The sequence below is a fragment of the Luteimonas sp. 100069 genome, from assembly GCF_003813845.1.
GTDB classification, from domain to species: Bacteria; Pseudomonadota; Gammaproteobacteria; order Xanthomonadales; family Xanthomonadaceae; genus Luteimonas; species Luteimonas chenhongjianii.
Genome location: NZ_RPFN01000010.1, coordinates 25,227 through 37,868, shown reverse-complemented (window position 1 = coordinate 37,868; position 12,642 = coordinate 25,227). Strand labels below are relative to the sequence as shown.

At 69.1% G+C, this 12,642-nt stretch carries 12 protein-coding genes; 6 read left to right on the top strand and 6 right to left on the bottom strand.

Annotation, left to right across the window (positions count from 1 at the left end):
* Positions 1-64 precede the first annotated feature (64 nt).
* On the bottom strand, positions 65-652 hold the full coding sequence (locus EGK76_RS15055; protein ID WP_123833164.1) for a malonic semialdehyde reductase: 588 nt from the start codon (positions 650-652) through the stop codon (positions 65-67).
* An 83-nt stretch (positions 653-735) separates the two neighbouring features.
* Here EGK76_RS15055 and EGK76_RS15050 point away from each other — a divergent pair, with 83 nt between their 5' ends.
* Positions 736-1,719, top strand: a complete 984-nt coding sequence (locus tag EGK76_RS15050; protein ID WP_123833163.1) for a mitochondrial fission ELM1 family protein — start codon at positions 736-738, stop codon at positions 1,717-1,719.
* Between the two features lie 81 nt (positions 1,720-1,800).
* On the opposite strand, the gene gph is transcribed toward EGK76_RS15050, so the two are convergent.
* On the bottom strand, positions 1,801-2,475 hold the full coding sequence (gph, locus tag EGK76_RS15045) for a phosphoglycolate phosphatase (RefSeq protein ID WP_233580334.1): 675 nt from the start codon (positions 2,473-2,475) through the stop codon (positions 1,801-1,803).
* 153 nt (positions 2,476-2,628) lie between these two features.
* On the opposite strand from gph, the gene EGK76_RS15040 reads away from it, so the two are divergent.
* Entirely contained in the window at positions 2,629-2,928 is a 300-nt protein-coding gene (locus EGK76_RS15040; protein WP_157745173.1) for a DUF2218 domain-containing protein, read from the top strand.
* Between the two features lie 208 nt (positions 2,929-3,136).
* Here EGK76_RS15040 and EGK76_RS15035 read toward each other — a convergent pair whose 3' ends face one another.
* The gene (locus EGK76_RS15035; protein ID WP_096296583.1) at positions 3,137-4,756 is read right to left on the bottom strand and encodes a Na+/H+ antiporter; all 1,620 of its coding nucleotides are present in this window, start codon (positions 4,754-4,756) and stop codon (positions 3,137-3,139) included.
* Positions 4,757-5,159: 403 nt separating this feature from the next.
* Here EGK76_RS15035 and EGK76_RS15030 point away from each other — a divergent pair, with 403 nt between their 5' ends.
* The 4 genes from EGK76_RS15030 to EGK76_RS15015 all read left to right on the top strand — a co-directional run bounded on the left by EGK76_RS15030 (position 5,160) and on the right by EGK76_RS15015 (position 9,299).
* Positions 5,160-7,214 (top strand): M3 family metallopeptidase, encoded by a 2,055-nt coding sequence (locus EGK76_RS15030; RefSeq protein ID WP_123833162.1) that lies wholly within the window; start codon positions 5,160-5,162, stop codon positions 7,212-7,214.
* A gap of 332 nt (positions 7,215-7,546) precedes the next feature.
* On the top strand, positions 7,547-8,281 hold the full coding sequence (locus tag EGK76_RS15025; protein ID WP_096296585.1) for a hypothetical protein: 735 nt from the start codon (positions 7,547-7,549) through the stop codon (positions 8,279-8,281).
* A gap of 203 nt (positions 8,282-8,484) precedes the next feature.
* The gene (locus tag EGK76_RS15020; protein ID WP_096296586.1) at positions 8,485-8,805 is read left to right on the top strand and encodes a hypothetical protein; all 321 of its coding nucleotides are present in this window, start codon (positions 8,485-8,487) and stop codon (positions 8,803-8,805) included.
* Positions 8,802-9,299 (top strand): hypothetical protein, encoded by a 498-nt coding sequence (locus tag EGK76_RS15015; RefSeq protein WP_096296587.1) that lies wholly within the window; start codon positions 8,802-8,804, stop codon positions 9,297-9,299. Before EGK76_RS15020 ends, EGK76_RS15015 begins: the two co-directional genes overlap by 4 nt.
* Before the next feature lie 69 nt (positions 9,300-9,368).
* Here the strand turns inward: EGK76_RS15015 and EGK76_RS15010 are convergent, their stop codons facing one another.
* From EGK76_RS15010 to EGK76_RS15000, 3 genes are all read right to left on the bottom strand, one after another.
* Positions 9,369-9,800, bottom strand: a complete 432-nt coding sequence (locus EGK76_RS15010) for a PepSY domain-containing protein (protein ID WP_233580333.1) — start codon at positions 9,798-9,800, stop codon at positions 9,369-9,371.
* 97 nt (positions 9,801-9,897) lie between these two features.
* Complete coding sequence (locus EGK76_RS15005; RefSeq protein ID WP_123833161.1) at positions 9,898-11,349, bottom strand: UdgX family uracil-DNA binding protein; 1,452 nt, start codon at positions 11,347-11,349, stop codon at positions 9,898-9,900.
* Between the two features lie 6 nt (positions 11,350-11,355).
* Entirely contained in the window at positions 11,356-12,633 is a 1,278-nt protein-coding gene (locus tag EGK76_RS15000) for a putative DNA modification/repair radical SAM protein (RefSeq protein ID WP_123833160.1), read from the bottom strand.
* Positions 12,634-12,642 lie beyond the last annotated feature (9 nt).

Below are 12,642 nucleotides of genomic sequence, written 5' to 3'. Positions count from 1 at the left end.
GGAATCCTCGATCACGTGGGCGGCGATGACACCGCGCCGGAAGGCGCAGCGGAAGAACGGGCGGTCAGACGATGCGTGCGGCTTCGTCGAACGGCAGGCGGGGCGAGCGCGGGAAGATCGTCGCGGGATCGCCCTTGCCCAGATTGACCAGGAAATTGGACTTGATCGACGTGCCGGCGAAGAAGGCTTCATCCACCTTGGCATTGTCGAAGCCCGACATCGGACCGGTGTCGAGACCGAGCGCGCGCGCGGCCATGATCAGGTAGGCGCCCTGCAGCGTGCCGTTGCGGAACGCGGGCACTTCGCGGTTCTCGCGCGGACCGTCGAACCAGCTCTTCGCGTCGGTATGGGGAAACAGGAACGGCAGCTTTTCGTGGAAGTCCTCGTCGTGGGCGACGATCACGGTCACCGGCGCGGACATCGTCTTGTCGTAGTTGCCTTCCGACAGCGCCGCACCCAGCTTGGCCTTGCCCTCGGCCGACTTCACGAACACGAAGCGCGCGGGCGACGCATTGGCCGAGGTCGGCGCGAACTTCAGCAGCTCGTAGAGCTGGTGCAGGGTCTCGTCGCTGATCTCGCCGCTGAAGCCGTTGTAGGTGCGTGCGGTACGGAACAGCTGGTCGAGCGCGGCATCGGGCAGTGTGTCGGTCATCGGCATCTCGATAGGAACGGGGCAGGAACAGGGCCGCAGTGTAGAGTCCTGCGGCGACGCGCCGCGTGGTCGGCGCAGAACGGATGATCACATACGTGGAACGCGCCTCCGCCAGCGACCGGGATCCGGGACATGTCTGGGCAGTCAGCGACGGCCGTGCCGGCAACGCCCGCCAGGCCGGCGCGCTGGCTCACTGGCTGTCGCCCCGGGCCGAAGAGCTGCAGCTCACGCCCCGCGCTCCGTGGCGCTGGGCCTCGCCCCACCAGCTGCCGGGCGCGCGGCTGGCGTTCGGTCACGAGTTCGCGGCGCGGCTGTCGACGCCGCCGGCGCTGGTGATCGGCTGCGGCCGCCAGGCTGCGCTGGCAACCCGGCTCGCCGGCGCGCGTGGCGCGCGCACGGTGCAGATCCTCGACCCCCGCATGCCGCCGCGCCACTGGGATCTCGTGGTCGTGCCCGAACACGACATGCTGCGCGGCGAGAACGTGCTGGTCGCGCGCGGCAGCCTGCATCCGGTCGACGACGCGTGGCTGGCGCGCGCGCGCGCGGCGTATCCGCAGTTCGGTGCCCTGCCCGGCCCGCGAATCGCGGTGCTGCTCGGCGGTGATTCGCGGCACGGACGCTTCGATGTCGCCGCGTTCGCTGCGCTCGCCGACCGTCTCGACGCATGCGTTGCGCATGACGGCGGCAGCCTGCTGCTGACCGGTTCCCGGCGCACATCGCCGGCCGTGCGCGCGGCGCTGCGCGCGCGTTATGCAGGCCGCGCGGCCTGCGTCTGGGCCGAGGCACGCGACGGCGAGAATCCCTATGCGGGCATGCTCGCCTGGGCCGATCGCATCGTCTGTTCGGCGGACTCGGTGAACATGCTGTCGGAAGCCTGCGCCACGCGCGCGCCGGTGTTCGTGTTCGCGCCGGGGCCGCTCGACGGCGCACCGCAGCAGTTCGTCGACAGCATGATCGCGGACCGCCGCGTGCGCCGCTTCGAGGGTGCCCTGCCCGCGTTCGATGTGGTGCCGCTGCGCGAAACCGCACGGGTCGCCGCCGAAGTACGGGCGCGGCTCGGCGACTGAAGGTCCCTGGCCACGTGCCTGCGGGGAGAACGCGACGGTGCAGAGCGCCGCCGCGCGCCCAAAGACACGCGGCCCGGGCCCTCAGCGCAGGTCGAGCAGCTGGTCGAAGCGATCGATCACCGCGAGCGCGCCGCAGCCATAGAGGTCGAAATCGCGGCGGTAGCCATAGGCCACCAGTACCAGCGGCGCCCCGGCAGCGATCGCCGCGCCGGCATCGGTGGCGGAATCGCCGACCATCAGGCACCGGCCGATGTCGACGCCGAATTCCCTGGCCAGATGCAGCAGCGGCAACGGATGCGGCTTGCGCTCGGGCAGCACACCGGCGCCGAGCACCGCGTCGAAGAAGCCATCGATACCCAGCGCCTCGAGCAGCGGCGACACGTACTGCGCCGGCTTGTTGGTGCACACCGCCATGCGCACGCCGGCAGTGCGCAGCGCCTCCAGCGTCGTCTCCACGCCCGGATACAGCCGCGGATCGAGCAGCAGGCAATCGCCGTAATGGACCATGAAACGCGGCATCACCGCCCCGACGTCACGGGTATCGCCGGCGTGGCGAAGCGCCTGGGTAACCAGCTCACGCGCGCCGTCGCCGATCCAGCTGCGTACCGTGGCTTCGTCGACGGCGTGGTGTCCGAGCTCAGTCAGCAGCCGGTTGACCGCGGCCGCGATATCGGACGCGCTGTCGACCAGGGTGCCGTCCAGATCGAACAGCACCACCGGCCAGGGAAACGCGCGCGGCATGGCGGAAGCATCCATGGGTGACCTTGTAGCGACAGTGGGCCGCCCAGTGTGCGGCATCCGCCCTGCGCGGGCCGCTGCAACAGTGTCCTGGCCGGCGGGGGTTCACGGCACCGGCATGCCCGCCTATGCTCGCGGCCGCGGCGACGGCGCCGCCCGATGGAGTCCACGATGTCGATCACCACCACCGCGACCACGGCGTCCAACGACGCTCCCCGCCTGCTGCGCACCCTGTGCAATCACTGGCGGCACAAGTTCGAAATCACCCGTGACGACGAGGACAGCCACGCCTTCATCCCGTTCCAGGGAGAGGACAACGGCGCCGACTTCTTCGTCGAGGGCGACACGCTGCGCATCGTGCTGACCCAGCCCGATGCCGACAGCATCGAGCGCTACCAGCAGGTCATCGAGAACCACCTGCAGCGCTTCGCCCGCGAGGAAACCCTGACCTTCGACTGGCAGCCGGGCTGAGGCTTTCGTTCGCACGGGATCGACCGGAAATATACGTCGCCTCGCCAGGGCGACGCGGGGACAGCGTGTAGCGACGCGACAGTCGGGGAGCGGAGCTGATTGGAGCAGTTGCCTCGCTGCGAATGGCGCGTGTTCCCGGCGGGCACTCGCCCGCGGCGTCCGGCCAGGGGCAGGTTCGTCCCGCCTTCCGTCCACGGAGGGGGCCCACTCAGCGGTTACGCGCTTCCATCAGGTCCAGCTCGCGCACCAGCTTGCGGGCGATGGCATCGGAGATTTCGCGGTTGCGTGCGAGTTCGTAGATGCGCGCACGCTCGGCGTGCACGCCCGCGAGGCGCAGCGCGCGCTCGGCGTCATCCGCGCGACGCAATGCATCCGCATCGATACCCTTGACCGGATCACGGCGCAGGCGGTCCTCGTACAACGACATCACCCGCAGCGCGGCGCTCGCGTAGAGGTCAGGATGGTTGCGGGCCTCGGGGAGGTCATGTTGTGCGCGTTCGACCGCGGCGACTGCGGCGACTGCGGCCTCGTGCCTGGCGTGGTCCACGGCGCGTTCCTCTTCGCCGGCTTCGGGCACTTCGAGGCCGCGTAGCAGGCGCGGCAGGACGAAGCTGCCGAGCAGCAGTGACAGGATGATCACCGCGGCGGCGAGGAAGATCGCGAGATCCCGGGTCGGGAAGGGACTGCCATCGGCGAGCAGCAACGGCAGGGTCAGCACGCCGGCAAGCGTCAGCGCGCCCCGGACGCCGGCCAAGGACATCGCGGCAACCAGCCGCCGGCTCGGGCGTTGCGCCTCAGGTCCTCCCCGGTAAAGGCCGAAGCGCAGCGATGTCCACACCCAGCCGAAGCGCAGCGCGAACAGGCCGCCATAGATCGCGACCACGTAGACCACCAGCCACCAGGCCTGTACATGTCCGGCCTCGAGTACCGAGCGCATCGCACGCTGGACGATCCATGGCAGCTGCTCGCCCAGCAGTACGAAGATGATGCCATTGAGCGAGAACTGCACCGTGTCCCAGACTGCGGTCCGCTGCACGCGGGTGGTCGCCAGCGCGCGGCCACTGAGTTCGACATAACTCATGGTGATGCCGGCGGCGACCGCCGCCAGGATGCCCGATGCCCCGATCTGCTCGGCCAGCAGATAGGCACCGAACGGCGTCAGCAGACTGATCAGGATCGGGGTGCCGGCCGCCTCGCCGAAGAGCCGCGACACCATCGCGTGACCGAGATTGATGCCGAAGGTCACAGCCACACCGACCGCGATGCCGCCGATCGCCAACCACAGGAAGGTCAGCGATGCCGACACCAGTGAGAAGCTGCCGGTCAGCGCGGCCGCGATCGCGAAGCGGAAGCACACCAGGCCCGTCGCATCATTGAGCAGCGATTCGCCCTCTAGGATGTGCATGACCCGGCGGGGTATCGGGCTGCGCGCGGCGATTGAGGAGACCGCGACCGGATCGGTGGGCGACAGGATGGCGGCGAGGGCGAACGCCACCCCCAATGGCATTGCCGGAATCATCCAGTGGATCAGCAGCCCGATGCCGACAACGGTGAACACCACCAGCCCCAGCGCGAGCTGCAGTACCAGGCCCCTGTCGCGGAACAGGCCGTCCTTGGGAATGCGCCAGCCATCGAGGAACAGCAGCGGCGGCAGGAACAGCACGAAGAACACATGCGGATCCAGGGTCACGCCCTGTCCAAAGGCGCCGGCGATCGTCGCGCCCAGCGCGATCTGCACCAGCGGCAGCGGTAGCGGCAGCACGCGGGTGAGGTAGCCGCTGACCACGACGGCCAGCAACATCACCAGGACGACTTCGATCGAATGCATCTGCGGATGCGTCAGGACGACGAAGGAACCCAGACAATAGCGCGAGCGAGCGCTGCTTTTGTGACATGCGTCTCTCACATCGCCTGCGCGCCGGGCTTTCTAACGTGACCGGTCTTCACCCACGAAATTTCTCCATGTCCGTGCGCACCTCCGCCGCGCCATGGCCCGGCTGGCGCCGCCCGCCCCGCGAAGACCTTGTTCATCTTGCGCGGTGGCGCAGGCGCGGCGAAAAACGCCTGATCGGCCGCATCGGTCAGCAGCCACGGGTACCGGCGCATGCCAGGCTTGCTCCTCCCGTGGCAGGTCTGCCATGACGCTCTCAGCCATTGAGTGGGCGCGTCCCGCCACCACTTCATGGAAGCGCTGGCCGGCGATCATGTGACGGTCCATGTGCTGTTCCCGAATGGCGTTTCCCCTTGCAATACCCGGAGTTCCCTTGAACCACGACAATCCGCTGCTCGACTTTTCCGGCCTGCCCCGCTTCGACGAGATCCAGCCCGAACACGTACAGCCGGCGATCGACGCCCTGGTCACCGAAGCCGAGACCGCGCTGGCCCTGGCCGGACACGCGCCGGTCGGCTGGGACAGCATCGTGACCCCGCTCGAGGACGCGACCGAGCGCCTGGGCCGGGCCTGGAACCAGGTCGGCCATCTCAATGCGGTGGTCAACACGCCGGCGCTGCGTGAGGCGTATAACGCGGCCTTGCCCGAAGTGACCCGTTTCTACAGCCGGCTTGGCCAGGATCAGGCGCTGTATGCGCAGTACCGGGCACTTGCCGACCAGGCGGATGCGCTGGGACTGGATGCGCTACAGCGGCGGGTGGTCGCCCATGGCTTGCGCGATTTCCGGCTGGGTGGCGCCGCGCTTGACGATGCAGAGCGCGCCCGGTTCTCCGAGATCCAGCAGGCGCTGGCGAAGCTGTCATCGGAGTTCTCCGAGCACGTGCTCGATGCCACCGATGCGTTCGCGCTGTATGTCGAGGACGCTGCCGAACTCGATGGCCTGCCGGACGACGTGCTGGCCGCGGCCCGCGCCGCGGCCCAGCGCGACGGCCGCAGCGGCTGGAAGCTCACGCTGCAGATGCCCTGTTATCTGCCGGTGCAGACCTATGCGACCAACCGCGCGCTGCGTGAGCGTCTCTATCGCGCGTACGGACTGCGCGCGTCGGAATCCGGTCCCGCGGCGCTCGACAACGGGCCCCTGATCACTCGCATTCTCGCGCTGCGCGCCGAGCAGGCACGGCTGCTCGGGCATGCGAATTACGCGGAATTGTCGCTGACGACCAAGATGGCCGCCGTGCCCGACGCGGTGCTGACCTTCCTGCGCGATCTGGCCGCGCGTGCCCGCCCGCACGCGCAGCGCGACCGCGACGAACTCGAAACCTTCGCCCGCGAAGCGCTTGGGCTCGCCACCCTCGAACCCTGGGACATCGCATTCGCCAGTGACCGCCTGCGGCAATCGCGATATGCCTATTCCGCGCAGGAGGTGAAGCGCTATTTCACCGTGGATCGCGTTCTCGCGGGCCTGTTCGAGGTCATCGAGTCGCTGTACGGACTGCGCGTGCAACCCGACCAGGCGCCGGTCTGGCACGAGGACGCGCGCTTCTACCGTCTCGTCGACCGCGACGGCGCACTCGTCGGGCAGTTCTATCTCGATCTCTATGCGCGCGAAGGCAAGCGCGGCGGCGCGTGGATGGACGACTGCCGCAACCGCCGTGCCACTGCCGAGGGCATGCAGACGCCGCTGGTATACCTGGTCTGCAACTTCGGCCGCGGCGGCGACGGTCGCCCCGCGACCCTGAGCCATGGCGAAGTCATCACCCTGTTCCACGAGATGGGCCATGGCCTGCACCAGCTGCTGACGCGCGTCGATGCATTGCCGATCGCCGGCATCAATGGCGTGGAATGGGACGCGGTGGAACTTCCGAGCCAGTTCATGGAGAACTTCTGCTGGGAATGGGACCGCGTGCAGGCGATGACCGCCCATGTCGACACCGGCGAGCCGCTGCCGCGGGACCTGTTCGACCGCATGCTCGCCGCGCGCAATTTCCAGAGCGGCCTGCAGACGCTGCGCCAGGTCGAGTTCGCGCTGTTCGACATGCTGCTGCACGCGGGTTTCGACCCGATGCAGGACGACGTGCTATCGCTGCTCGAGCGTGTGCGCGACGAGGTCGCGGTCAATCGCACCCCGGCCTGGCACCGCTTTCCGCACCAGTTCTCGCACATCTTCGCCGGCGGTTATGCCGCCGGGTACTACAGCTACAAGTGGGCCGAGGTGCTGAGCGCCGACGCCTATGCGGCGTTCGAGGAAGCGCCGGAGCGGTTGGCCGACACCGGTGCGCGTTTCCGCAAAGAGGTCCTCTCGCGCGGCGGCAGCCGGGATGCGATCGAGAACTTCCGCGCCTTCCGCGGCCGCGATCCGGACATCGCGGCGTTGCTGCGGCATAGCGGCATGTAGATCGCCGAACCCCTGGGTCTCCCCATGCTCCCGCTCAAGCGGGGCGTGGAGGAGGCCTGCGGCGCAGATGCCAGGGGTGGGATGGCGCGCGCACGGCGCAGGCAGGCATCGCGAACCGATCCCTGCCACGCCGCTGCGACGCCGCAGGCGCTTGCCGTGCGACGCCATCCGCGCCTGGCGTCGACGCCGGGCTATGCCCGGCGAAATCTTCGGTTGCCAAACCCCTTCTCCCGGGTGAGAGGTCAAGACTGTCCTGCCCGCGCGCACCCGCCACGATGCCCTCACGCCGGCGCTGCGAGCATGCGCGGGTTTGTAACGTCGGAATCTTCGTCATGCGCCTGTTGGTCCTTCTCTGTTCGATCGCGATGCCGGTCATCGCCTGGCTGTCGCAGACCGGCGCCTTCGGTCCGGATCAGGGCACCATCTCCGACCGATACCCGACCCTGATGGTTGCCGCCGGCTATGCGTTCTCGGTGTGGGGGCTGATCTTCCTGCTCGATCTGCTCTATGCCGGCTGGCAGGCCACAGGGACCCGGCGCAACGATCCGCTGCTGGGCCGGATTGCCCCGGTCGCGGCATTGGGCTTTTTCCTGACCGCGATCTGGATGCCGCTGTTTTCCGCTGGGCTGTTCGGGGTCTGCGTGGTGGTGATCTTCGGCGCGCTCGCCGCGCTGGCCTGGTGCGCGGTGCAGCTCTCGCGTGGTGGCAATGCCGCCTCGCACCGGCTGGCCTGGCTGGCGCTGTCGATCCATGCCGGCTGGCTGTCGCTCGCGGCCTTCCTCAATCTCGCTCAGACCATCGTCGCCTACGAGCTGCTGTCGACCAGCCGCATGCTCGGCTGGAGCCTCGTGCTGTGGGCGATCTCGGCGGTGGTCCTTCTGGTCCTCAACCAGCGCATGCGCGGAAACGTCGCCTATCTTGCGATCGCCCTGTGGGGGCTGTTCGCGGTCTGGATGAAGCAGACCGAATGGCCGCTGCCGGGCGCGGTGACCTCGGCGTGGGTGGCGCTCGGCATCGGGGCGCTGCTGGCGGGCCAGACCATCGCCCTGCGCATGCGCCGCCGCTGAGCCGCACTGGCCTGCTCACCGCCCCCGCGCGGGCCACGCTTGCGATCTTGTCGCTTCGTTCAAGCCGGGGCAGTCCAGTACGCTTCGCGCGCTCCTCCCACGTGCATGGCTGCGGTTGCGGGCCGCCGCCCGGATCAGCACCTCACGCCCTGCAGCAGAGCGCTCCCCGGAGCTTTCGCGACAGCCGGGGGCGGCAGCTCGGGATGGTGACCACGCAGGACGAGGACGGCCGCCAGATCATCGTCCGCTCGCGCGAGCCGCGCCCGGTCGACGGTTCGCGCTACCGCGCCGACGTCTCGGCGCTGGATACCGATGGCTACGGGTGCATCACCTGCGCCGAGGCCAGTGCCTATCCGACGCTTGCGGCCGAGCTCAATGCCCCCTCCAGCCGCCGCGACGGCGCCCAAGCCGCGAGCCCGCCATTTGGCTGCGCTGATCGGTCGCACCCGCGGCTGCGGCACCGGGCTCGTGCTGCGCTAGCCTATGGCGCCGCCGCATCCGGCGGCGACGGAGTACATGCGTGACCCACCCCGACCATGAACCCGCGCGCCGGCCGCGCGGCCCGCTGCTGATCGGCGCGATCTTCGTGCTGCTGACCGGTATCTTCATCGGCGCGCTGTCGGCGACGGTGCTGCTGCGCATGAGCATCGGCTCGGCCGGCGATCTCAAGGCGCAGGAGGCCATCCGCCTGCAGGCATTGCTCGACGACCCGGCCGGCCTCGCACCGGACGAGGTGTCGGCCGAGCGCACGACCGCGGCGTTCGCGCACGCCTTCATCGTCAGCGCGGCCTCGCTCGACGCCACCGCCTCGCTGGAAGCGCGCGCCCGCATGGTCGAGATCGCACGCTGGATGGTCGCGACCGGTGCGCTTTCGGCGCGCGAGGATGCGGTCTCGCGTTGGGCGATGATCGCCGCGCGGTGCCTCGACACCCATTCCGATGCGCCCAAGGACGCCGCCAACTGCGTGCGCGACGAGATGCCGCTGGACGTGCCGATCCCGGATCGCACCGGCGACTGATTGCTCGCGGGCGCCCGGACATGGAAACGCCCGACACGAGGCCGGGCGTTGGGGTCCGCGCAGCGCGGATCAGTCGCGCGACTGGCTGATGATGCGTCCGTCCTGCGGATCGAGCTTCAGGTCCATGCGCTGCCCTTCCGCGTTATCGGCCTCGGCTTTCCACAGACCGTCATCGAACTCGACATCCTTGATCCGGGTGTACCCGGCAGCGGTGAGCTTGGCGCGGATGTCGGCTTCGCCCAGATTGCTGGCGCCGGCGGTTTCCGGATAGATGCGGCCGGTGGCCGGATCCAGGCGCACGTCGATCTTGTTGCCGGTCGCGTCCTTGGCGTCGGCCTTCCACACGCCCTCCTCGAACTCGACGTCTTCGATCTCGGTATAGCCGCCCTCGGTCAACGCGGCGCGCACCTGCGTCGCGGTCATCGCGTCCTGGGCGGCAGCAGCCCCGGTCGCCAGCGACAGGGCCAGCACCAGGCCACGGAGCGGGGTCATCTGCGTCATCGCACTTCTCCTGCTTTGGGGATTGGCGAGTGTTCTGGCGTTGCCGCGACGTGCAGGTGAACAGCGGCGGGATGCCGCGCAAGCGACCGACGACGGTTCAGGTGGCCAGCAGCAGGCGCAGGTCTTCGACGAATCCCGCGTAGGCCAGCGCCTGGGCTTGCAGGTCGCCCTGGCGCAGCACCCAGGCGGGATGCACGGTAGCGAAGGCGCGTACGCCGTCATCGCGCGTGCGCCAGGCGCCGCGCGCCTCACTCAGGCGCACGCCGGGTCCGAAAACCGCCCGCGCGGCACTGGCGCCCAGGCAGACGATGCGCTCGGGTTTCACCTGCGCGATCTCCGCGCGCAGCCAGCCATTGCACGCTTCGATATGCGCGACGTCCGGTCGCTTGTGCAGGCGCCGCTTGCCGCGCGGCTCGAAGCGGAAATGCTTCACCGCGTTGGTCAGATACAGACCCCTGCGGTCGATGCCGAGCTCGTCGAGCGCGCGCGAGAACAGCCGCCCGGCCGGCCCCACGAACGGGCGTCCTGAGAGATCCTCCTCGTCGCCCGGCTGCTCGCCGACGATCATCGTGCGCGCATCGGTCGGACCTTCGCCGAATACGGTCTGCGTCGCCGGCTGCCACAAGGAACAACCCCGGCAGTCGCGCGCGGATTCCCGCAGCGCGTCCAGGCTGCCGGGCTCGGCGGGTGCGGGCCCCGGCGCAACCGGGATGCGGCGTCTCGGGGCCACGTGTTCGCGCTCCGCCATCTCGCGCACACGCCGACCGGCATCACGCACCAGAGCCGGCAGCAGTGCGGTTTCGGGCAGATGCCCCCAGTACTTCTGCGGCATCTCGCTGCGCATCATCGTGGTGTTGAGCCGCGCCGGATTGAAGATGTTGGCGTAGTAGGTACGCCACAGGTCTTCGCGTGCGTCCTCGGCCGGCGCATCGGCGCGGGTGCCGCCGCCGGCGAAGGCGAGCGCCGAGCCGTCCCAGATCGCGGTGCGGTCGGGCGTGACGATCGCCCAGCGCATGCCGGCGAAGCGGCGCGCGAAGAACGGCGCGACGCGATCGACGATGTGGTGATCCGGTTCGAACCAGGCGATGTAGTGCTCGTCGTCGCCCGGCGCCGCGCGGAAGCGGACGAAGGCCTTCATCTTGTGGCTGTCGCGGCGTACCGCCTGTGCCAGTGTGCGGGCGCGGTGCACATCGGGATCGGATGCGCGCAGCAGCAGGGCACGTTCCCCTAGCGCGATGCGCCAGAGCATGCGGTACAGCAGGCCATGGCGGTCCCCGGCGCGGTGACACAGCACGGCACCGGCGAGGGCGAGGAATTCCGCGGGGACGCGCGGCGGCTCGCGGTTCGCGGGAAACGTGACGAGATCGGCGCCGCCAAGCAATGCGCCTTGCGCGCCACCGCTCCAGTCCAGCCGGTCCGGCGGCAGGTCCGCGCACACGGCCGCACGCGCAGCGCTGCGCCAGGCGGCGGCGTCCCAGGGCGGCGCGACCGTGGCCGTGATGCGGCAATGCCCCGCATCATGACCGGTGCTCGTGGACTCACCGGCCATCGCGGATCAGAACAGGCTTGCCTGCCGCGGCTGCGGAGCAAGTTCGCTGCGCAGGCGGGCGGGATCGTCGAGGCGCTGGCGCGGATGGTGCCCCGGCGTGATCACGAACGGCATGATCTTCTTCAGGGGGATGCGCAGGCGTGCGAGGTCGTCGAGCCGCAGCGCACCGTGCGGACGCGCCGAGATGATGCGCTCCACGTTGCGCGTGCCCAGGCCCGGCACGCGGAGCAGCATTTCCCGCGGCGCGCGGTTGATGTCGACAGGAAAGCGCGCAGGATTGCGCAATGCCCACGCGAGCTTGGGATCAACATCGAGATCGAGCATGCCGGGCGTGACCGCAGCAACGTCCTGCGCGCCGGCCTCCGGCGTGATCTCGTCGACGTCGAAGCCGTAGAAGCGCAGCAGCCAGTCGGCCTGGTAGAGGCGGTGCTCGCGCAGCAGCGGCGGCGCCTGGAGCGGCAGGGTGCTGGAGGCATCCGGAATCGGGCTGAAGGCCGAGTAGTAGACGCGGCGCATCCGGTAGGTGCCGTACATGCGGCTGCTCGATTCGAGGATGCTGCGATCATTGGCGTCGTCGGCGCCGACGATCATCTGCGTGCTCTGTCCGGCCGGCGCAAAGCGCGGCGCCTTCGCCCGGCGCACGCCTGCGGTCTGGCGCTTGACCCTGCGCGCGTCCTTGTCCTCGTCGATGCGCCATTTGAGTTCGCCCATCGCACTGTGGATGCCGGCATGGGTCTTCTCCGGCGCCAGCGCCGTCATCCCGGCTTCGGTAGGCAGCTCGATGTTGATGCTGAGGCGGTCGGCATACCGGCCCGCGGCCGCCAGCAGTTCCGGCGCGGCATCGGGAATGGTCTTGAGGTGGATGTAGCCCGCGAAGCGATGGTTCTCGCGCAGGCTGCGAGCGACTTCGACCATCTGCTCCATGGTGTAGTCGCCGCTGCGGATGATGCCGCTGGAGAGGAACAGGCCTTCGATGTAGTTGCGCTTGTAGAAATCCAGCGTCAGCGTCACGACCTCGTCGGGCGTGAACCGCGCACGCCGGACGTTGCTCGACACGCGGTTGACGCAATACGCGCAGTCGAAAACGCAGAAATTCGTCAGCAGGATCTTCAGCAGCGATACGCACCGGCCGTCTGGCGTGTAGGAATGGCAGATGCCCATGCCTTCGGTACTGCCGATGCCACCGGTCTTCGACGAGTCGCGCCTGTTCGCGCCACTCGACGCGCAGGAGGCATCGTACTTGGCGGCGTCGGCGAGGATCGCGAGCTTGTCGGTCAGGTTCACGCGCCTACT